Origin of the sequence: Nostoc sp. KVJ3 (assembly GCF_026127265.1) — a bacterium.
Lineage (GTDB): Bacteria > Cyanobacteriota > Cyanobacteriia > Cyanobacteriales > Nostocaceae > Nostoc.
Window position 1 is genome coordinate 3,913,752 of record NZ_WWFG01000001.1, and the last position, 21,543, is coordinate 3,935,294.

Below are 21,543 nucleotides of genomic sequence, written 5' to 3' on the forward strand. Positions count from 1 at the left end.
ACTACAGGCATTTATCGGATGATGCCTAATTCACAATCCAATTTTTGGAAAACGTGAATAAATGTGTCTAAATCTTCTTGTGTATGGGTTGCCATGACACTGATTCGGAGTCTTTGGGCATTGAGGGGAACAGCAGGGTACTCGACGGAATTCACAAAGATGCCTTCTTGGTGAAATCTCCACGCAAGTGTGCGAATTTCGACTTCTGCCGGGATTCTCACTGGTATAATTGCGGAATCGCTGCTGGCTTGGAATCCTGCCTCTTGGAGTTGCTGCAATAAGTAAGTGCTATTGACCCGAAGTTGACTAATCCGCTCTGGCTCTCGCTCGATGATATCCAGACCTGCCAAGACAGCCGCAATCACAGGAGCAGGTAAAGATGCTGAGAACATATAAGACCGAGCAAAGAAGCGTAGATACTCGATTACATCACGACTAGCAGCGATAAACCCGCCTGTAACACCCAATGCTTTACTAAAAGTCCCCATCGTTACATCAATTCGACCTTTAAGACTAAAGTGTTCGTCAGTACCACCGCCCTTTTTACCCATGACACCAGTGCCGTGGGCATCATCCACGACAAGAATAGCCCCATAGCGATCGCAAAGTTCACGAATTGTTAGGAGTGGCGCTAAGTCGCCATCCATCGAATACACACCTTCGACAGCCACATAGATTAATCGTTCCCGTGTTCCCAATTGCTGACATTTAATCAGACGTTGTTCGAGGTCGTTGCAGTCGTTATGCTTGAAGCTAAAAGCACGAACTCTAGAACCCATAGAAACCAGTTTAATGGCATCATACAGGCTGGCATGGCCTAACTCGTCGCAGATCAAAATATCATCATCGCGTAACAGGCCATTAACCCAACCTAACTGTGCTTGAAATCCACTAGCAAAAAGGAGAGCATCTTCAGCACCTTTGAACTCGGCAATACGGGCTTCAAGTTTGCGGTGGAGGCTGCTCATACCATTGAGTAGAGGTGGCCCACCCATACCAACACCAAATTCTTCAATAGCTCGCTTTGCTGCTTCTCGAACATAAGGATGGGTGGTCAATCCAAGATAGTTATTCGATCCGAACATCAGCATCGATCTGATTTCACCAGTGAGCGGATCTTTGATGAGAGTTCGATTTTCAATCGCCCCAACAACCTCACGAGGGAAATAATTCAGCATACAGGCATTGGAACCTATGGAAGCATTTGGCGTATGCAACCAATTAGAACAAGGTTTCACACGTTCAGCTAAGGATGAACCGATTGCTGGGAAAAAATCTTTGAAGGAAAAATTCTCGGCATGGCTGCTAGTATCTGGTGCAGCCCATATATTCTTAACATCTTCTGGGGATTTATTAGTCTGTTTACTTAACATTATGATGAACTCTACCCTACATCTATTTTTCTATTTTTAGCAAAGCAAATTAACCACTCAAGTCTTTTAATTAATAGACCTGATGCGATTACAAATTATGAGTATTCCCTACACACAAGTATCTTACTCTGCGTGAAAGTTTATGAATACAAAGGGATTTTGCGTTTTGTCTAAAATAGTCAATCACAGAGGTTAATAGCGTTTTTCTGATAAAAACTATATCTACCTTTTTAGTAAATTTATTCAGAATAGCCAGCAATTTTTATCTGAATCAAGCTCTATTACTAGCATTTTTATGTTGTCTATATGCTATAGCTTATAAAGCACTTGTCTATCAGAAAAACTACTAAAACTTATCTCACTAAAAACCAGTGTTATTTTGACTTTGAATATGAGCTAGCAAACATCATCAAGTACTTTCCATAGCAATCTTATTTGAAGTGTGAGCATCATAAAAATAGAGATAATTAATCTATTCTCAGTTTTATAAAGCACTTAAGATTACTGTGTAATATTAATTCAACGAGGAGTGCCAATTGGCCAATATTGTACCCAATTTTCCACTTTAAACATTATTTTAACTGGCAGAGAAGGCAGATCATTAATCTGGTATTGTTGTGCAAATTCTCTAACCACACCAATATCTACAGAAACTAAAGCAGTACAATTTGTTTGAGCTAGTAACTTCATTTATTTTTCACAAAGCAGGTAGAGTCTCTACCTATATCTAAACCTTTTTAGATGTGTTGGAAATTTAGATTAAACTTACTTTTTAATCCAAGATTAAAATTATCATTATTTTTTGGGGTTGTCAATCAATAAAACCTAAATAAAATTAGTTAATCAAAATGTTTAGATGGAAATATATAGGTAGATATAGATGCAGAATATGCCTAAATATATAACAAGAACATAATTGGTTTAAATGAATTGCCGATTTTTTGTGCTACTATGAATACTTAGTTAATAGCGGATATAATATTAATAACTGTACGTTTGCTCTTGGGATAGATTAATGCCTTAAACGAAAAACAATAGGCATATTTTTCTAACCTGATTGCACTAATTTTTAGTAATCAAGGTCGTTTAGGAAGCAGCTGATTGTTCGGGTGCGGGTATGGGGGAAATAGTGAAAATAACTTCTCTTGCAGTTGATAATATTCTAGCGATATTGGAATAGCTCAAACAGATAGAGATAGACAAACTGAACGCTTCGCCCTAACTTCTATAAGCTAGAGCGAAGCGTTCAATTCCAGCTAAATCAGCATGAATTTGAATATTGTAATAGCTACCTTGATTTTGCAAAAGTTTTCGCACTGCATCCGCCTGTCCTGACATCATCTCAATTAACCACACGCCACCAGGTTGTAAATAACTAGGGGAGATTTCTATCAAATGGCGAATGCAATCTAAGCCATCACCACCTCCATCCAAGGCTAGATGTGGTTCATGGTTAACTACTTCTGGTTGCAAAGTAGGTAAAGTGCTGGTGGGTATGTAAGGGGGATTCGATACCATACCACTGAACTGACCTTTTAATAGTGTCAGTGGCTCCCACCAAGAACCGTGATAAAATTTAATTCGGTCAGCATAACCCAAATTATCGGCATTGGTTTGAGCGATCGCCAAAGCTTCTAAACTGTAATCAACAGCATGGATTGTTATGTTTGGCAAGACATCTGCTAATCCCAGTGCGATCGCTCCACTCCCAGTCCCCAAATCCGCCCAATGTCCTGATACACCGCTAGTAGATGCTAAAGCTAAATCAATTAAGCACTCTGTTTCTGGTCTGGGAATTAATACTGCACTCGACACCACGATTTGAAAGTTACGCCAAGGTGTAACTCCGGCAATATATTGCACTGGCAAGCGATCGTTTAATCGTCTCTGCCATAACTGCTCTAACTCTTCTAGAGGGAATTGCAGTTGAATTTGCGGCCAGTTTTTAAAAGACTCCAAACGCAGTGCCAATCTATCTAATCCAGCAACTTCTATGAGGAGCCAATCTACCTCTATAGGTGGGACATCAGTGGCGATCGCTGCTTGGATCGCTGCATTTCGCCACTGCCAAAGTTGTAAACCAGAAACTATCAGATGTTTCTCTCCCATATCTCAACCTTGGAGTGCATACCCCTTATTTTTTCGGAGCAGCAGCTGGTGATTGATTCGGCGCAAGCGATCTAATAAAACTGATAGACTCCCGCGATGGATACAAAACAATTTTATTTATACTAGGATCGCTGCTGCTATTGAGAGCCTCTAGAACACCGTACAAATCCACCACCTGAATTTCAGTGTTGTCTGCTTCCTTTGGCACGGCTTTTTTAAACTGGTCTAACAGAGCTACTGCTTGCTCTTTTTCAAAAAAGAATGGGATGAATCGCTCGTTACCTTTTGCCAGAGGAATAGTCAGATAGCTATTATCTTTCTTAAATTTGGGTACAAATAAGGGAATACCATTGAATTGCTGCCCTTTTTGACCATTTTGATTTAGCATACTTGTTGCCGATGCTACCTGTTCTTGCGTCGGCACTAAAGTATAAATCACAGAGTCTGATTTCTTTTTGCTTTCTTGGACTATTTTATAGTAGTCTGCCAAAGACAAAGGTCTTACCTGTAGGGTGCTTGCTAACTGGGGATTTTCTTTTTTGAGCCGATTGTCAAGGAATTTTTGAGCATCTTGCTTGCTAATAAAAAATCCAACTTGCGAAATCGTCTTAGATTCGTTTTTCCGCGAAAGAACTACGAATTCGCCTTTAGGATTAGTAAGGGTGAATACGGGTACTTCTTGGAGCTTTTTCACTACCTGATCTTGTGGTAACGCGATCGCCTCTAGATTGCCAATTCCTGGTAGATTACCGATTCCTGATAGCCCTGTTAAAAATACACTGGTAGCTATACCCAGTGTTGCGCCCAAGCGGATAAATGATTTCATGACTGCTCCTCGCATCAATAGTCCAATTGAATTAAACAAATGGTTGGATTTGCACAGCACCAACTAGCTTTAGTTATATAGCAATCTATTTCAGTTGTGAAAAATTCGTTGTGAGCGTTGAGGTTGAGTGTTAAGTGTCAACGGTCAAAATCCAATGTTCCCCAGCTATTTAGGGTTGCTATAGTATCGTTTTCACAAATCGACTATGCTAAAGTTCTATTGTTCTCTATTTCGCTTTGCTATTTACCACGAAATGCTGTAGATGCCTATTATATGTCTTCTCCAAGAGTGAGAAGCTTTTCAGTCTCTCAAACTTTGGATATGATAAATGCCATTCTATCGGCTTTCTCTAATATTGGGTGACGCTATTACTTAATCAATCGTTCCATCTGCCTTTGCTTGAATATCTTCTCAAATCTATACAAAGCTCACATCAGGAATATCTTACTGCTTAATGGAGAAATTTGCCTATTAGCATTCAACAGCCAGTCCGACATAAAAATTCATGATTTGGCTACACATACTATATGTGAAACCCTTTCAATTGCCTTAGCTGTTAAACATATTAATTATTAAATCGGGATGACAGGATTTGAACCTGCGGCATCCTGCTCCCAAAGCAGGCGCGCTACCAAGCTGCGCTACATCCCGTTTATGCTCATCTACTTTTTGGGTTTGGGTTTTAGTTTCCCATCCAAGCGATCGCGCTTTACCCAAGGCACTTAACTAATCATATCACATCACACAGCTTACGCCTAATCTTTTTTATCTTTTACAAATACAACATAGATTACATTGTTATATTGATAAAGGTTTTTTGCCGACTTAGTTTTACAAGATATACACTTGCGCCTTCGTCGGCAGAAAAAAGCAAAACCACATCAAAATAATAGATTTTCATCATCTTACCTGATTTTCTTGTGCAAATCGGGTTTTATTTTGATTGAGCGCTAGTGAGGATACCAGAACATACCTTTAATGCCTTCTGGGTCAGCCATAAACCCCATAGTCCGGTAGAAATCTACAACATGGGGGTCGGCGAAGAGAGTGACATTACTAATTTCTTCACTCCTCAGTTTTTTAAGAACGTATTTCATCAGTGCCTTTCCCAGTCCTTGACTTTGAAAGTCTGGGTGAACCACCACATCCCAGATAGTGGCATTAAACGCGTGATCTGAGGTAGCGCGGGCAAAACCAATGAGCCGCTTTTGGTTCCCTCTCACCTGCCACATTGAGGCGACAAGAAAACTATGCTCAATAGCTTTTTTCACTTTTCTTAGAGGACGACGCGACCAACCAACTGCATCACAGAGTTCTTCTAGCTCATACAGGTCAATGTCTCGCTCCGTACTGAAGACGATGCGAGTCTCTTTTGAAGAAGCCCCGTTAATGCTGCTGGGATTAGAATTGCCCGCAGCATCAATATGTTCTTCAAAGGGGTTTGTCCTAGTTGTCGCTACAGATTCAGGAGTACTAAACCAAGTTTTCCAAAAACCCATGCCAACGTGGTTCGGGTAGTATAACTAAATTGGTTTCCACTCTCAGGAGTGTTGATTCACGCATAACACAGCTACTCCATTGACTACCCCTTACACTCAAATTTATTTCGGTTGTTTTCGGGATTTGCAATGGTAACAGCTAGTTAAAGCGTGTTTCACACCAATCATTTCCAACTTTAGCATTTTGTTGTGAAGGCTAGGAGAAATTCCCCAAAAGGGTAAGGATTTGAAGGAGGCAGGAGGCAGAATTCAAAATCACGCCCTCTTCACTTCGGTCTCTTACTTGCCAATGCAATTGGATACCGAAGTTATGATAGGTCAGAAGCCTCGCTTAAAATTCAAAATTTAAAATGGAAAAACCAAATCCTAGCAATTGCTCGTATAGAGCTTAAATGCACGTTAGCTTAGGAGTGAACTGTATACAAGAGATTGAGTATTTGGGAAAATTCTTCCCTAATCCCCAATCCCCAACACCCAACACCCAGCCCCTAGTCCCCAGGTGACGAAAGCAAGCGAGTCTTAACCTTAACAATGGCTTCTGGTTTAAAATCTTCGACACTGGAACTCTTAAAGCGCTTTAACCGAGCGTTTCCCCAGTTTTATGAGCAATTCGTCAGCAGTGAGATTCAACTGCAAAATTTACGGTTAGCCTACCGTCTTTATAAAACTAGACGCGCTGTTATTGAACTGAAACCGGAAGGTAGCAAAAGTGCTTTACATTTTGCTTACCGCAACCAGTCTTTTCTCCTCAGCGATATTTTTGGTGTACTAGCAGCTTATGGGTTGACTATTCACGGTCTGAGTCTATATGGTCAGATCCGTCCGCCGATGTTAGTTTTTATCAAACTGTTGGTATCTCGTGGTAGTAAAGCCTTGACCGAGAAAACCGCAGAAAATGTCTGTCGTGCCATTCGTGAGGCTTTAGGAGGTCGGTTTGAGGTAGAAGAGATGCTGGCAGTAGAATTCAATCTTGATACTGGCTTAGAGCAGGTACAAACTGAATTCTATGTCGATCCGGTCTTTCATCTCCCTGCCTTAGTGATTGAAGCCGATAATCAACCAGGATTATTCTACAAAGTGATGTATGCCATCTGGCAAGAAGACCTGCTGGTAGTCAATGCCAATTTATTGGTTTGGCGTGGACGTACACGGCTAATTCTCTACTTGTTGGGGCCGAATGAAAGCCTTATTCCTGAATATCTCGGTCATAAAATTGCTGAAGGGGTGCGACAGAGATTGCTAGGGAAATAAAAAAGTGAGGAGTTATCAGTTAAAAATTAACAATTCCTAACTCCTGTAGAGACACGATTCATCGCGTCTCTACTCCTAACTCTCTTTCGATTCCGTATTTAGTCGCACCCACCCTTGGGGGTACGATATAAATATGGCAACTATTGAAATCTTGGGCGTTCCACACGCATACGAGCTAACGGCTCCCACTTCCTGCCCCCACGCTTTAGTATTTATCCACGGTTGGCTCAATAGCCGTGGGTATTGGCAACCTGTGATTTCCCGCCTATCAGATGATTTGCAGTGCCTTTCCTATGATTTGCGGGGTTTTGGTGAATCGCAGTCCCAGATAAAAACTGATTTTAGTGGGGCCCAAACTTCTCTGAGTCTGATGCCTATTTTCAGTAGTGGGCTTGGCTCACCAATCAATTCTCTTTATACTCCTGTTGCCTATGCTCAGGATTTAGCCACTCTCTTAAAACAGCTGAACATTACCAGTGCTTGGCTAATTGGTCACTCCTTGGGAGGGACGATCGCTCTCTGGGGAGCAGATCAAATGCCTGAGTGTGTTAAGGGAGTTATCTGTATCAACGCTGGCGGTGGTATTTACCTCAAAGAAGCCTTTGAGCAGTTTCGCTCGGCGGGTCAGAAATTTTTGCAAGTCCGCCCGCGTTGGCTCTCCCAAGTGCCTTTAATTGATTTGCTGTTTACTAGAGCCAGTGTAGTTCGTCCTTTAGACCGCCATTGGGCACGTCAGAGGCTGATTGATTTCGTTGTGGCTGACCCAGAAGCAGCGTTAGGAACTCTGTTAGATTCTACAACTGAGGAAGAAATCAATCGTTTACCTGAGCTAGTATCCCAACTGAAGCAGCCGGTTTATTTTTTGGCTGGTGCTGAGGATAAGGTTATGGAACCCAAGTATGTACGGCATTTAGCTAGCTTTCACAGACTGTTCCAATATTGTGGTGACAATGTTCTGGAAATTCCTAATTGCGGACATTTGGCTATGTTGGAACAGCCGGATGAAGTGGCCGATCGCATTCGGTCGATAGTCATTAGTCATTAATTATTGGGTGTGTGGCATTGGGCATTGGTGGTTAAAAATGACTAATGACAAATGACTACTCAACGGGGTAATACAACTTCATCACCTGGGTTAGGGCTAACCTAGACTCAACGCCTAGGGTGAGAGGCGATGTATGACCACGGGATAGATGATCGGCGGCGGCACAGCCGATCATGGCGGCGTTATCGGTACAGAATTTTAAAGGGGGGAATAGGACGCGGAGGTGATGTTGAAGGGCGGCGGCTTGAAGGTTTTTTCTTAATCCGCTATTGGCTGCTACACCGCCACCAATGGCAATTGTGTCTAGACCATAGTCTAAGGCACAGGCGATCGCTCTTTTGGTTAGCGATCGCGCTACGGTTTCCTGAAAGCTAGCCGCTACATCTGCCACTGGAACTTGTCCACCATCTTTCTCTAATTGCTGCACTAAACGCAATACAGACGTTTTTAACCCACTAAAACTTGCATCATAACGATGAAACCCGCCGCCAGGTAAAGAAACTTTTCCTTCTGGTAAGGCAAAGGCTTGGGGATTTCCCTGTTGTGCCAACTTGTCAATTACTGGCCCACCGGGATAACCCAACTTTAACAATCGCGCCACTTTATCAAAGGCTTCACCCGCAGCATCATCACGGGTTTGTCCTAGTGTTTCGTAGTTACCACAATCTTTGACGAAAATCAAGCTTGTATGTCCGCCAGAAACTAATAAACTCAAGAAAGGGGGATTTAAAGTTGATTCGCTCAAGTAAGTTGCGTAAATGTGACCTTCGAGGTGATGAACTCCCAAAAATGGCTTGTTGTGTACCATCGCTAGGGTTTTGGCAGCAGTTAACCCTACTAACAGCGCTCCTACGAGTCCAGGGGCACAAGTGGCGGCAATTGCGTCAATTTGTGCCCAGTCTAACTGGGCTTCCTCTAGGGCTTGGGCGATCGCAACATTTATCGTTTCCAAGTGCTGGCGAGACGCTACTTCCGGCACTACCCCGCCATACTGTTGATGAACTGGAATTTGCGAGGCGACGATACTACTGCAAACTTTACGATTGTTAACAATTGCGACGGCAGTTTCATCACAGCTGGTTTCTATTGCTAAAACGGTTGTCATTGAGGGTAGGGAGTAGGGAGTAGGGAATGGAGAGTAAGGAGTGGAGAGTTGGGAGTTTTGAATCGCACAGACAAAACTTTGCTTGTTTACTACCCTAATACAACAATTCTGATACTCCCAACTCCCGGCTCCCCATTTCCGACTCCCCACATCATTTTGGTTGAGAAGCTTTAACTTTTATTTACTTAAACTTTACTCGGTTCCCACCCAAGAGTATGATGACTTCCTAGTTATGCAAAAAAACAATTGTACAAGCCGCTTCGTTTTGTACAAAGAACTTCTTGTTTTGTAATAAAAGGAAACAACTCTATGCGACGATTGTTTGCTTTGATGTTAGCGATTTGTCTTTGGTTCAACTTTGCCTCCCAGCAAAAGCTTTAGGGGCTAATTTGACACCGTGTAAGGACAATCCCGCTTTTCAACAGCTAGCAGCTAATGCCCGTAATACGACCGCCGATCCCGAATCTGGGAAAAAGCGGTTTGAGCGTTATTCTCAGGCGCTATGCGGCCCTGAAGGATACCCTCACTTGATTGTTGATAGTCGTCTAGATCATGCTGGTGACTTTTTGATCCCCAGCATCCTATTCCTATATATTGCTGGTTGGATTGGTTGGGTAGGTCGTGCCTATCTGCAAGCAATCAAAAAGGAATCTGACACTGAACTAAAAGAAATCCAAATCGATCTTGGTTTGGCACTACCCATAATCGCTACAGGTTTTGCTTGGCCAGCAGCAGCAGTCCAAGAATTACTCTCTGGCAAATTAGCAGCCAAGGATTCCGAAATCCCTATTTCTCCACGCTAAATCAAGTTAACTAATTCATTTGTTTTGGAGACTAAATTCATGGCAGACAAAGGCGATCAATCAGCTTATTTGATTAAATTTATTTCCACAGCGCCTGTGGCAGCTACCATCTGGTTGACAATCACAGCCGGTATCTTGATTGAATTCAACCGCTTTTTCCCCGATTTACTTTTCCACCCACTGCCATAAGTGGAAAATGGGATTTAGCACAGTTGAATCTCTTGTGTTTTTCCTAAAATTATGTAGTTGATATATTCAGCTTAGTTAAGCAGAATTATCACGGAATTTTAGATTTTAAATTTTGGATTTTGGATTTAAGATTCAAAATCCAAAATTTAATATTAATTGACTCTCCCCTGACTTTAGATGTGAGCGCAATCTAAAATCCAAAATTAATTCACCAAAATAGGCAGCACAAAGAGTTTTTTGAAACTCGCGATCCTGTTTAAAGATCGCGAGTTTCACAGTTTTAAAACTAGCTAAATTAATTTTTCTAAACTTCTTAGCCAAAAGACATCTTTAGCTACAATTATTATTAATATAAAAATGCCACCATTTTAAATTTAGAGGCGAACATAAAATATGGCACAAGCTGTAGATGCATCAAAGAATCTCCCCAGCGATCCCAGAAATCGGGAAGTTGTTTTCCCTGCATTCCGCGATCCACAACTGGGAAACCTTGAAACCCCGGTTAATGCTTCTCCCTTGAGCAAGTGGTTCATTAATAACTTACCTGCCTATCGCCCAGGTTTGTCTCCTGCCAGACGCGGTTTAGAAGTTGGCCAGGCTCATGGTTACTTGCTATTTGGCCCCTTCGCCAAATTAGGCCCACTGCGGGATACAGCTAACGCTAACTTGGCTGGATTACTGGGAGCGATCGGCTTAGTTGTTTTGCTCACTGCTTGTCTATCCTTGTATTCCAATAGCAATCCATCTAAAGCCCTTCCTAGCGTTACCGTACCTAACCCTCCGGTAGATGCTTTTAACTCTAAAGAAAGCTGGAACAACTTTGCCAGTTCTTTCTTGATTGGTGGTATTGGTGGTGCAGTAGTTGCTTACTTTTTGACTAGCAACCTGGGACTAATTCAAGGTTTATTTGGTTAATTTAGAAATTAAGAGTTAGGAGTTAGGAGTGAGGAATTAAAATTCTTAACTTCTAACTCTTAACTCTTAATTTTCAACTTATTTAAACAAAACCGTTTCAATTTCATTTAAAGCAGTTTCAAAATCGTCGTTAACGATTTGAATATCAAATTCATTTGCGGCTTGAATTTCTTCTTGGGCGCGGAGTAGACGACGAGCGATCGCTTCTTCAGAGTCTTGGGCGCGAGAGCGTATCCGTTTCTCCAATTCATCAAAAGAAGGCGGTAAAATAAAAATGCTGAGGGCGCTGGGGAAGGAAGCACGAATTTGTCTTGCGCCTTCTAGTTCAATTTCTAGCACTACCAACTTGCCAGAATGAATTTGGTTAAGTACAGCTTCGCGGGGAGTGCCGTAATAGTTACCAGCAAATTCTGCCCATTCTAAAAATTCACCTTCAGCGAGTACCTGCTCAAACTTAGTACGGCTGATAAAGTAATAATTTTTGCCATCAATTTCTCCTGGGCGGGGAGAACGAGTCGTTGCGGATACAGAAAAATAAAGTTCTGGATGACGTTGTAGGAGCGATCGCATTAAAGTGCCTTTACCAACCCCACTAGGGCCAGTTAAAACAATCAACCTGCCTAAATGCAAACATTCTTCGGTAGTAGCACTACTCTGGATAGGTAAAACTGGCATCATCCCCTCAACCTATGAATCAATCAATTAAGATATTATTCATTAGTCTTGTGTTCCTGAGCAAGTCCACTCGTGACTAAAGAATTTGTAGCAAGGGTTACAGAAAAATTTATCTAATTCAGATCGTATTGCCGATACGGTACAAAGAGGAGTAGGAATAATCTACTGTTAGGAATAAGAATTAAATAACATACAGTTTATGTCCCTGGCTTACCTCACCCTCAATCCCTCTCCTTATAAAGGAGAGGGAAGCTAGAGACAAGATGAAGTTTTGCATTTTATTTAATCCACGTTCCTTAGTCAATTATCTACAGTTTGATGATCGCGGGAAATTACAAAGCGATTTGCTACCGTTTCCGGCTGAATTGCCGACAGAATTACGTGGCTGGAATCGGTGATAATTACAGCCCTAGTCCGACGGCCATAAGTTGCATCAATAAGTTGACCTCTGTCCCGTGCATCCGTAATAATCCGCTTAATCGGGGCAGACTCTGGACTAACAATGGCAACTACTCGGTTAGCAGACACAATGTTACCAAAGCCGATGTTGATTAATTGAATCTCCATAAAAAACTCATGCCAAAGGCGGTTTGAGAAGCTTGAAATAAACTTATTTCTATGTTATCGCCAAAAAACGGGAGTTACAACGCTTAAATTCAAGCCAGCCTTCGTTTTTAAATAATCTCTGCTTTTTTTTCGCTGTTTATTGGCTAAACTTCCAGAAAATCTTCCTAAAGGCATAGGCGCAATTTCACTGATACCAGCTATTTGGATGATGTACATTTATTTTGTTTTAACGCTTCGTGGAAGTCCCCATCTTCAAGGTACTCCTAAGATGGGGATTGTGAGCGGGGGATGAGGATTGCATCTTTTTGCACAGCAAAAACAAATATCAGATGGATGACGAATCCCCAAAACACACTGGCTTCTCTGCGCTTATCTCGTAACTCGTGCATAAGTCCTATAAATAATCAATTCAGTCCACTTGAGTGGACTTTCGCTATCAGTCCAGAACTTCAGTTCTGGGCGGGATGTCGTCCCCCATTCAAAGTACGCATCCGTGGGACACTTCCCGCTTGACAATCGCGTAACCAAGCATTAACCCCTTGAGCGATCGCACCATTACTACTATCCCGTGGCGGGGATAGTGGCTGCTTTGCTGACTGGGAAGCAGTTTGAGTAAACATCATCACTAAACGCCAGCCAGTTGTAGTTTTAGTCAACAACAACCAGTGGAATTCTTGCAATTCGATCGCTTTTTTTCCTATGTACTGCCGCTCCAAGGTAGTAAAGAAAACTTGCTCAACTCCTGATGCAGAGCTTTTAGAGGCATCTGTACTATATTTTTCAAGATTTAGGGGCAGAGGAGTAAACTCAGGTCTTCCTGCCACTAGCATATAACTGAAAATATCACTACTTCTGCTGAGGCGACGGGCGCGTTGACTGGCGCGATTTGTATAACTAGGTAAATCTTGGAGTAGCTGTATAGTTAATGTTTCTAAACTTTGCTCAGAACATAAAGACTTCACCCCGTCGTTGACATTTTCCTTTTCTGCTAGTGCAGAGGGTTTAGGAGTGGGGTTTATCGATAAGGCTGGATAAGCAAGGCTATTTGAGCCTAAAACCCAAAACCCACAAGCTAAAAGCCAACTATAATTTTTCTTCTTGAACGAAGAGGTAAGATTTTTCTTTCCTATACCCTGCTTCTTACTGACTCCTGCTTTCATGCGATCGCAGTTAGCTCCTCAGAAATCCTCTTCCAGGCTAACCCCGGCTCAGTTGCAGTAGTAATGGGACGGCCAATCACTAGATAATCAGCACCAGCAATAATTGCTTGGGACGGAGTGAGCGATCGCTTTTGATCGCCAATATCTGCCCAAGTTGGTCGTACTCCCGGACAAACTAGTAAAAAGTCATTTCCACAAGTCTCTCGTAGCTGTGCAACCTCTTGAGGCGAACAAACTACCCCATCCAAACCACATTCTTGAGCCAGCAGCGCCATTTCTAGAGCATATTCTGGTAATTCGAGAGGGATTTTTAAATCAAGAGCCAACTGTCTAGCAGAAATGCTCGTCAGCAGGGTAATAGCAATTAATTTTGGTGGTTGTAAACCTGCTTTTGCAGCCCCTTCATGTGCCGCCTCAATTGCGGCTTTTAGGGCATCTCTACCAGCAGTAGCATGAATTGTCAGCAAATCAACTCCGTATCTAGCTGCACTCCGACAAGCACCAGCAACGGTGTTGGGAATATCATCAAACTTTAAATCTAAGAAAATGCGCTTTTCCTTAGACTTTAGGACTTCTAGAATTTTCGGGCCAGTGCTGGTAAACAACTCTAAGCCGACTTTCCACCAAACCACTTGCGGGAGTTGATCTATCAGAGCGATCGCGCTTTGTTCATCCGGCACATCCAAAGCCACAATAACTCGTTGTTCTGCCTGTTCACTATTCCCCATTCCCTACTCCCCACTCCCCATTTAAACTAAACGCACAAACTTATTTTTCCCAACTTGTAAAACCTTACCTTGTAACTGGGCAGAATCAGCAAAAGTAGTATCAACATCGGTAATGCGATCGCCATCTAAACGCACTCCACCTTCTTGAATTTTCCGCTTCCCTTCCCCTGTACTTTTGCACAAGCCAGTGACATTGAGAATATAGGCTAATTTAGCGGGAAACTGGGATACTTCAGCTAGAGAAAATTCGGGAACTGCACCTTCTTTACCACCACTTTGCGCTGCTTCTTTCGCTTCTTTAGCGGCTGTTTCGCCGTGGTATTGCTTGACAACTTCATAAGCTAGAAGTGTCTGGCGATCGCGGGGATTTTCTGGCAGATTATCCAAAGGTAAATCCGTCAGCAGTTCAAAATACTGTTCCAGCTGATTATCGGGAACCCCTTGTAACTTCTGATATTTTTGCCCCGGATGTTCTGACAACCCAATATAATTACCTAAAGACTTAGACATTTTTTGCACCCCATCCGTGCCAATCAAAATTGGCAGCAGCATCCCAAACTGGGGCTTTTGACCAAAATGGCGTTGCAAATCTCTGCCTACAGCAATGTTAAATTTCTGATCGGTTCCTCCTAATTCCACATCTGCTTCAACAGCAACAGAATCGAAACCTTGCATTAATGGGTATAGGAACTCATGGATAAAAATCGGATTCTCTTTCTTATAGCGATCGGCAAATCCTTCTTTCGCCAACATCTGCCCCACCGTCATCGTCGAGAGTAACTCCAAAATTTTCTCTAAGTTGAGCTTAGAGAGCCATTCGGAGTTATAACGCACCTCTAACCTTCCTGGTGTGTCAAAATCCAAGATAGGACGTACTTGGTCAAGATAAGTCTGGGCATTTTGGGCTACATCTGCTTCAGTAAGCTGACGACGCACCTCAGATTTCCCAGTTGGATCGCCAATACGTGCTGTAAAATCGCCAATAATTAGAACTGCTATATGGCCCGCATCTTGAAACGCTCGCAGTTTCCGTACTGGTATGCTATGACCAAGATGAATATCAGTACCAGTAGGGTCAATCCCCAATTTGATCCTTAAAGGTTGATTTGTAGTTGCCAAACGCTTTTCTAGACTTTCACTGTTAACATCAACTGGTTGTGGAAAAACTTCTACAACACCACGACGCAGCCAAGCAAAATCTTGCGTCATACTAGAAAATCCACTGTTAGCTATGTTTTGCACGCTAGAAGTTAAGTTGGTTATATTCACTGGCAATTTATCCACTTTCTCATCTGCCAAACTACTATAATTGCAAAAAATTAACCGCCTTGCTTCGTCCAATCAATTACAGTTAAATTTATAAGTGAGGAAGTGAAATCGCCGTGTCGTCTTCTAGGACTTTTGAAGATAAACAGCCACAACGTCGGGCTTCATCAGGTTTTGAGTTTTTGAAAGGAGTTGGTCAGGTAACTGGCGGCACTCTCCTCTCAATTACCATGTTGGCAAGTTCCATTGTAGCCGGAGGACTGGTTGGTTTAGCCATTAGTTTCCGTAACTTGCCAGATGTAAGACAGCTACGTAACTTTTTTCCCTCAGAAACAACTTACATCTATGACGTTAAGGGTAAACTTTTAACAAGTATTCACGGGGAAGCGAACCGGGAAGTCGTACCCCTGGATAGAATTTCTCCCAACTTAAAACGGGCGGTATTAGCCAGTGAAGATAGCCACTTCTACGATCACCACGGGATTAACCCTGTTGGCGTTGGGCGGGCTGTGGTAGTTAATGCTGTAGCTGGTGGAGTCAAAGAGGGTGGCTCTACTGTTACTATGCAGTTGGTAAAAAACCTGTTTTTGACTCACAAGCGCGCCTTTACCCGGAAGTTAGCGGAAGCGGTGCTAGCAATCCGGTTAGAGCAAATTCTCACTAAAGACCAAATTTTAGAAATGTACCTCAATCAAGTTTATTGGGGTCATAACAATTATGGTGTACAAACAGCAGCTCGCAGCTACTTTAATAAGTCAGCAGAGTATTTAAGCTTGGGTGAGTCAGCAATGATGGCGGGTTTGATCCAAGCACCAGAAGAATTTAGCCCCTTTGTGAGCATGAAACTGGCTAAACAGAAACAAAAAGAAGTGCTGGGGCGGATGCTGGAATTAAACTGGATCGGTCAGTCGGAGTACGATGATGCCCTGAAACAAGAAATCAAACTTGGTAAAATCAAATCCTTCCAAGGTAGTGCCCTACCTTATGTAACCAATACTGTAGCGCAGGAGTTGGCTAAGAAGTTTGGGCGGGATGCACTACTCAAAGGTGGGATGCGGGTACAAACTACAGTTGATGCCAACTTCCAAATGATGGCAGAGGAAACTGTCACCAAGTGGCATAAAACGCTTTTAGAGCAGGGATTAGCGAAGAATCAAATGGCTCTAGTAGCAGTTGATCCACGCACGCATTTTATCAAAGCATTAGTGGGCGGTATCGATCCTAAGACCAGTGAATTCAATCGTGCGACTCAAGCTCAACGCCAGCCTGGATCTTCTTTTAAGCCCTTTGTATATTATACTGCTTTCTCTACTGGTAAGTATACGCCAGACTCGACGGTGGATGATTCTCCAGTTAGCTATCGAGATGGTAATGGTTGGTACTCCCCCAGGAATTACGATAACACTTTTAGGGGATCGATGCCGATTCGCACGGCTTTAGCTCAGTCACGCAACATTCCCGTAATCAAGATTGGTAAGGCTGTGGGGATGAATAGGGTGATCGAAACTTGCCGGACTTTGGGCATTACGAGTCCGATGGAACCTGTTACTTCTTTACCTCTTGGTGCAATTGGTGTCACACCATTAGAAATGGCTAGTGCTTATGCAACCTTTGCAAATTATGGTTGGCAGTCGCCACCAACTGTAATTGCTCGTGTCACTGATAGTAGTGGTAACGTGTTACTAGATAATACTCCTAAGCCCCAGTTAGTTCTCGATCCTTGGGCATCAGCAGCAATTCTCGATGTGATGCGATCGGTAATTTCTGAAGGTACTGGTAAAGGTGCTGCTATAGGCCGTCCAGCCGCCGGGAAGACGGGAACAACATCATCAGAAAAGGATATTTGGTTTGTTGGTACTGTACCACAATTAACAGCTGCTGTCTGGGTAGGCAGAGACGACAACAGACAATTAGCCGATCATGCAACAGGTGGTGTTTTGGTCGCTCCTATTTGGAAAGATTTTATGGAGAAGGCACTTAAGAATGTACCAGTAGAAAACTTTAAGCCACCTTCCCAGTTTACTCGCCCCAAGTCACAATAATTTTAGGTTTTAGATTTTGGATTAATTGCTAATCCAAAATTCAAAATCTAAAATTAACTAAGCTTGTTTTTCTAGCTCGGCTTTCATCCGTTCTAAAGTGAGGTGCATTTGGTCAAACATTTGTTGGGGAGTGACACCGAACTGACCTAATTGCGTTTTCAGTTGTTCTACAGTCATTTGGGCCATGAAATCTTCTGATAGCTCGAAGCGCTTCATAAAGATGCGATACCGATCCATCATGGCTTCCATTTGCTCAATAAACAGCTTTTTACCATCGCGGTCAAATTTGCCGTAGTTGTTACCAAGCTTGATTAGCGCTTGATAATCCTCAAAGAGTTGTTTTGCTTCTTGCTGAACTATCTCAGAATCGAAGAATCCCATATTGCTTATATTAAACTGAGCGTCTAGACTCAGTAGCTTAATAGTTTTACTTCTATTTATTATTTTAGTCTAGGTGAGTAATCTAGTGACGAAGCTTCGCTTTTAGTACGGTTTGTTACCGAAATTTCAACACTTGACTTGAGGGCCTTTCCCCTGTGTAAAACGACTTAATAAAGCGGCAATACTCATAGCTTTAGCCATTGATTTAGGATTGGTATTTTCACCCGGTTTAATTTTCAGTCCAGAAGCGTATTTTAAGGCTAGTGAATTTTGCGGGTTCAGTTTTAATGCTTGACAGATGTAAACCCTAGCCATACCGATAAATTTTTGTTTGAAATGTACTAAACCTAATAAGGCATAATAATCACTGTTATTTGGGTCTAACTTGATGGCATCGCGTAGTTCTTGCACAGCGAGGGGCCATTTGGCTAGCCTGACATACTCAATAGCTCGCTGGTAGTGACGTTGAGCGTAGTTTGTCAAAACTGGTTTGACATCCGTTTGTTCAGATAATGTCAATTCAACTGGCTTGACTTCTATCTTCGGAATGATGGGAACAGCTTTTTGTAGTAGGAATAGGTCTGGTTTATGCAACCGTAAGTATACTAAATTCAGTATATTAATTTGTTGTGTCACCTGATAAAACTGATCTAGTGATTTGTATTGAGCTTCTGCATAGCAAGCGATCGCTTCTTCATAAAACAATTCTGCTCCAGATGTAGGCATTTCCATCATTTCCTGAGCGATCGCACTTTGAAAAGACAAACGTTTATGCTCCAAAACTCTTGCATCTGATCGCAGCATAGCGATCGCAATCAAGCGCTTCTGGCGATTTTTCAGTTGTGCATAAGCTGGATTGATTAAATGGCTAAATATTGCCGTTGCTAATTTTTGGTCTGAATCACAGTTTTTGGCATGGCGATCGGGATGTAGCAGTTTCGCTAAAGTGTGATAGCGTTTGAAAATCTGGCGATCGTCAGCAATCACAGAAATTCCTAGCACAGCGTAAGGATCGCAAAGCTTTTCAACCCATCCCGACGGTAGTAAGGTCTGTGACATAGTAGTAATAAAGCTGTTAAAAACTTAAAATTAGCATCAAAGCTCAATGCACAGTCATGTGAAACTTACTCAAATTTCTTCAAATACTAAATTGTACATAGGACTTCCCATCTAAAAGTCTGAAGGGCAAGACAGGATAGTTGACTGTCTGATTGTCGGAACTGTGGTATTGGTAAATTTATTAGAAATATGTTGACTAAGCGCAAAAGCCGAAGTATTGCAGCTGTTTTAGCTTTTTCTGGCACGCTGACAATTTCAGGATTACATAAATTCTATCTGGGACAGCCGTTGTGGGGTGTTTTGTATGTGTTGCTTTCCTGGACACCCATCCCCAAGGTAGCTAGTGCCATTGAGGGAGTTTGGTATTTAGCCCAAGACGAAGAAGCTTTTGACCGTAATTTTAATCTTGGCAAGTCAGCAACAAAGAACTCACAAAAGTTAAGTAATCAGGTTGGAGCGATCGCTGAGGCAATGCGAGAATTAGATGCTTTGCGTCAAGATGGACTGATTTCAGAGTATGAGTTTGAGCAAAAGCGCCGCCAATTGCTAGACCAGATTTCTTGAGGTAAGCAACAATTATGAATAACTGGCTACCTTTAAACTCCAGGCTGCAAAAACTCCGCGCCAAACTCCTCAACGATCCCTACTATCGCCTCCAATCTGGGGAAGAAATTCAGATAGCAGCAAAATTAGGTATTCGCATTGATGCTAATCAAGCGACTGTAGATGATTGGTTACGTTTACCAGGTTTGTCAATTCACCAAGCGCGATCGCTTGTGGAACTTTCGCGTTCTGGTGTTAAATTTTACTGTATTGAAGATATTGCTGCGGCTTTGGGTATGCCCGCGCCGCGCCTGGAACCATTAAAGCCTCTGCTAAATTTTATTTACTATGACCACGAATCTCTAGAAAGTCCAATACAGTTAGTCAATCCAAATACAGCAACAGTTGAAAAGTTAGCACAAATCCCATTTATCGATTTGTCTTTGGCGCAAGCGGTGGTGCAAAATCGGCAATCAGGGGGACTTTACCACAACTTGGCTGATTTTCAACGACGGTTAGAGTTAACTGGTGATGCGATCGCTCAGATCATGTATTATTTAACGTTTTAAGTTTAAAGTGTAGGGCTTCTTATTTGTATGCAATACACTTTGACCTCTCTCCTAAAACGAGAGAGGCTTTGAATCTTACTCCCCTTCCCCTGTAGGGAAAGGGTTGGAGGTTAGGTCTCTATTAGACTCAACTCCAAACTCCAAACTCCAAACTCCAAACTATTTAAATAAACCCAATGCGATCGAGAGGCCAAAAGCGAAATGTTGCCCTACCGATGACATTTTTTTGGGGTAAAAAGCCCCAATAGCGAGAGTCATTACTATCGTTGCGGTTATCTCCCATGACAAAAAATTCGTCTTCTGGAACTTTCACTGGTGGATATGGCTGATTTGGGGGTTCAGCGATGTAGTCTTCTGCCAAGGGTTGACCGTTGAGGTAGACTTTGCCAGAAGCAACACTAATTACCTCACCAGGCTGACCAATAACTCGCTTGATGAAAGCTTGGTCTTTGGGATATCCCCGACGTTGTAGTTCTGCGGGTGGCTGAAAAACAATAATATCCCCAGTTGTGGGAGGATGAAAATGGTAGGATATTTTTTCAACTACCAAGCGATCGCCAGTATGCAAGGTTGGCAGCATCGAATCAGAAGGGATATAGCGGGGTTCGGCAATAAAAGTCCTGATCAGAAGTGCTAAAAATAATGCGATCGCAACTAAAATCAGATTTTCTTGCCAACTACGCAATACTTTTAACGACGCATGTTCTTCTTTGACATCACTTTCGTGAGGAATCATAAAAATTTGTAGCCAGTTTCAGAAGTGGGACAAATACCTTGATTATTTTGACTCAAAAGGTAAGTAGAGCGCCGTAAATAATTAAAGGTTTGTAGTGAGGGCTTCAGCCCTAATTTGAGAGATCAAGCCCTCTCTACGAGACGCTGTTCGCGTTCACTACAAGCTAATTCCAATTTAATTTACATTCCTTAATATACCTTGATTTTTTCTCGCCTACTTACTTATACTTATAAACAATTTAGGTCTTGCATCAACCCATACAGATATTAAATAATACAGTTAATACGTCTACTAAACACAAGTAAAAGTACTGTAAATAAACTATGATATGTCTTAGGCAATACAAGTAAATCATTAAGATTCCTGGATAATTAAGAATCCTAATTCTAATTGTTGCAATTATAAGGCAAGTTATTGGATAATTTTCAGTTCTACTTCCTCCTTTCTTCGGTATAGGCTGATATGATGTGCAGTAAATTGCCCATAGTTCTCGCCTTACCCCTCGCCAAAGCATCGTAAGGTTCCCAATAGTGCGGGTGGGGTAGTTTTATTATGGATCATTGAGCAGATTTGATATCGGCTGAAGGAAAATATATTTTGATTGCATTGTTAAGTGATATTACATAAAAGTCATTGCTATTTAAATGTACTTTTAAATACAAAATCTTAGCTTTATCAAGGTATATAGAAAAAACATTTTGC

The 21,543-nt window shown here is 42.1% G+C and carries 21 protein-coding genes, 1 tRNA gene and 1 pseudogene; 8 read left to right on the forward strand and 15 right to left on the reverse strand.

Annotation, left to right across the window (positions count from 1 at the left end; all coding sequences use genetic code 11):
• Window positions 1–11 precede the first annotated feature (11 nt).
• The 6 genes from GTQ43_RS15745 to GTQ43_RS15770 form a co-directional block, all read right to left on the reverse strand.
• Window positions 12–1,373, reverse strand: a complete 1,362-nt coding sequence (locus tag GTQ43_RS15745) for an aminotransferase class I/II-fold pyridoxal phosphate-dependent enzyme (RefSeq protein ID WP_265273526.1) — start codon at window positions 1,371–1,373, stop codon at window positions 12–14.
• Window positions 1,374–1,892: 519 nt separating this feature from the next.
• Window positions 1,893–2,063: a hypothetical protein gene (locus GTQ43_RS15750; protein WP_265273527.1), complete on the reverse strand. Its 171-nt coding sequence runs from the start codon at window positions 2,061–2,063 to the stop codon at window positions 1,893–1,895.
• A 528-nt stretch (window positions 2,064–2,591) separates the two neighbouring features.
• Window positions 2,592–3,482, reverse strand: coding sequence for a peptide chain release factor N(5)-glutamine methyltransferase (gene prmC, locus GTQ43_RS15755; protein WP_265273529.1), 891 nt, complete (start codon window positions 3,480–3,482; stop codon window positions 2,592–2,594).
• A gap of 25 nt (window positions 3,483–3,507) precedes the next feature.
• Window positions 3,508–4,308: a Tic22 family protein gene (locus GTQ43_RS15760; RefSeq protein WP_265273530.1), complete on the reverse strand. Its 801-nt coding sequence runs from the start codon at window positions 4,306–4,308 to the stop codon at window positions 3,508–3,510.
• 577 nt (window positions 4,309–4,885) lie between these two features.
• A tRNA-Pro gene (locus GTQ43_RS15765) sits at window positions 4,886–4,959 on the reverse strand.
• 299 nt (window positions 4,960–5,258) lie between these two features.
• The gene (locus GTQ43_RS15770) at window positions 5,259–5,807 is read right to left on the reverse strand and encodes a GNAT family N-acetyltransferase (RefSeq protein WP_265273531.1); all 549 of its coding nucleotides are present in this window, start codon (window positions 5,805–5,807) and stop codon (window positions 5,259–5,261) included.
• A 531-nt stretch (window positions 5,808–6,338) separates the two neighbouring features.
• On the opposite strand from GTQ43_RS15770, the gene GTQ43_RS15775 reads away from it, so the two are divergent.
• Both GTQ43_RS15775 and GTQ43_RS15780 read left to right on the forward strand, forming a co-directional pair.
• Complete coding sequence (locus GTQ43_RS15775; RefSeq protein WP_012410214.1) at window positions 6,339–7,058, forward strand: hypothetical protein; 720 nt, start codon at window positions 6,339–6,341, stop codon at window positions 7,056–7,058.
• A gap of 133 nt (window positions 7,059–7,191) precedes the next feature.
• Entirely contained in the window at window positions 7,192–8,103 is a 912-nt protein-coding gene (locus GTQ43_RS15780) for an alpha/beta fold hydrolase (protein ID WP_265273533.1), read from the forward strand.
• A gap of 55 nt (window positions 8,104–8,158) precedes the next feature.
• Here GTQ43_RS15780 and tsaD read toward each other — a convergent pair whose 3' ends face one another.
• Window positions 8,159–9,208, reverse strand: a complete 1,050-nt coding sequence (tsaD, locus tag GTQ43_RS15785) for a tRNA (adenosine(37)-N6)-threonylcarbamoyltransferase complex transferase subunit TsaD (protein WP_265273534.1) — start codon at window positions 9,206–9,208, stop codon at window positions 8,159–8,161.
• Between the two features lie 309 nt (window positions 9,209–9,517).
• Between tsaD and GTQ43_RS15790 the strand changes: the two are divergent.
• From GTQ43_RS15790 to GTQ43_RS15800, 3 genes and pseudogenes are all read left to right on the forward strand, one after another.
• Window positions 9,518–10,011 (forward strand): annotated as a pseudogene (locus tag GTQ43_RS15790) (Photosystem I reaction center subunit III).
• 39 nt (window positions 10,012–10,050) lie between these two features.
• A complete protein-coding gene (gene psaJ / locus GTQ43_RS15795; protein WP_094339707.1) occupies window positions 10,051–10,200 on the forward strand; it encodes a photosystem I reaction center subunit IX in 150 nt (49 codons plus the stop codon).
• Between the two features lie 393 nt (window positions 10,201–10,593).
• Entirely contained in the window at window positions 10,594–11,115 is a 522-nt protein-coding gene (locus GTQ43_RS15800; RefSeq protein WP_265273537.1) for a photosystem I reaction center protein subunit XI, read from the forward strand.
• Window positions 11,116–11,193: 78 nt separating this feature from the next.
• Here GTQ43_RS15800 and gmk read toward each other — a convergent pair whose 3' ends face one another.
• From gmk to tyrS, 5 genes are all read right to left on the reverse strand, one after another.
• A complete protein-coding gene (gene gmk, locus GTQ43_RS15805; RefSeq protein ID WP_265273538.1) occupies window positions 11,194–11,793 on the reverse strand; it encodes a guanylate kinase in 600 nt (199 codons plus the stop codon).
• A 297-nt stretch (window positions 11,794–12,090) separates the two neighbouring features.
• Window positions 12,091–12,357 carry an extracellular matrix/biofilm regulator RemA gene (gene remA, locus GTQ43_RS15810; RefSeq protein WP_012410221.1) on the reverse strand — a complete coding sequence of 89 codons (267 nt, stop codon included), beginning with the start codon at window positions 12,355–12,357 and terminating at the stop codon, window positions 12,091–12,093.
• 449 nt (window positions 12,358–12,806) lie between these two features.
• Window positions 12,807–13,517, reverse strand: coding sequence for a hypothetical protein (locus GTQ43_RS15815; RefSeq protein WP_265273540.1), 711 nt, complete (start codon window positions 13,515–13,517; stop codon window positions 12,807–12,809).
• Window positions 13,514–14,245, reverse strand: a complete 732-nt coding sequence (gene pyrF / locus GTQ43_RS15820; protein ID WP_265273541.1) for an orotidine-5'-phosphate decarboxylase — start codon at window positions 14,243–14,245, stop codon at window positions 13,514–13,516. Before pyrF ends, GTQ43_RS15815 begins: the two co-directional genes overlap by 4 nt.
• Window positions 14,246–14,266: 21 nt before the next feature.
• Window positions 14,267–15,454 carry a tyrosine--tRNA ligase gene (tyrS, locus tag GTQ43_RS15825; RefSeq protein ID WP_265273783.1) on the reverse strand — a complete coding sequence of 396 codons (1,188 nt, stop codon included), beginning with the start codon at window positions 15,452–15,454 and terminating at the stop codon, window positions 14,267–14,269.
• Window positions 15,455–15,627: 173 nt separating this feature from the next.
• Here tyrS and GTQ43_RS15830 point away from each other — a divergent pair, with 173 nt between their 5' ends.
• Window positions 15,628–17,553, forward strand: coding sequence for a transglycosylase domain-containing protein (locus GTQ43_RS15830; protein WP_265273542.1), 1,926 nt, complete (start codon window positions 15,628–15,630; stop codon window positions 17,551–17,553).
• Window positions 17,554–17,610: 57 nt separating this feature from the next.
• Here GTQ43_RS15830 and GTQ43_RS15835 read toward each other — a convergent pair whose 3' ends face one another.
• Together GTQ43_RS15835 and GTQ43_RS15840 are read right to left on the reverse strand one after the other, a co-directional pair.
• Window positions 17,611–17,934 (reverse strand): DUF1825 family protein, encoded by a 324-nt coding sequence (locus GTQ43_RS15835; protein ID WP_012410226.1) that lies wholly within the window; start codon window positions 17,932–17,934, stop codon window positions 17,611–17,613.
• Window positions 17,935–18,060: 126 nt separating this feature from the next.
• Complete coding sequence (locus GTQ43_RS15840; RefSeq protein WP_265273543.1) at window positions 18,061–18,993, reverse strand: DnaJ domain-containing protein; 933 nt, start codon at window positions 18,991–18,993, stop codon at window positions 18,061–18,063.
• A 189-nt stretch (window positions 18,994–19,182) separates the two neighbouring features.
• Between GTQ43_RS15840 and GTQ43_RS15845 the strand changes: the two genes are divergently transcribed.
• Entirely contained in the window at window positions 19,183–19,557 is a 375-nt protein-coding gene (locus GTQ43_RS15845; protein WP_265273544.1) for an NINE protein, read from the forward strand.
• 14 nt (window positions 19,558–19,571) lie between these two features.
• Window positions 19,572–20,105, forward strand: a complete 534-nt coding sequence (locus GTQ43_RS15850; protein ID WP_265273546.1) for a ComEA family DNA-binding protein — start codon at window positions 19,572–19,574, stop codon at window positions 20,103–20,105.
• 163 nt (window positions 20,106–20,268) lie between these two features.
• Here the strand turns inward: GTQ43_RS15850 and lepB are convergent, their stop codons facing one another.
• A complete protein-coding gene (gene lepB, locus GTQ43_RS15855; RefSeq protein ID WP_265273547.1) occupies window positions 20,269–20,841 on the reverse strand; it encodes a signal peptidase I in 573 nt (190 codons plus the stop codon).
• Window positions 20,842–21,543 lie beyond the last annotated feature (702 nt).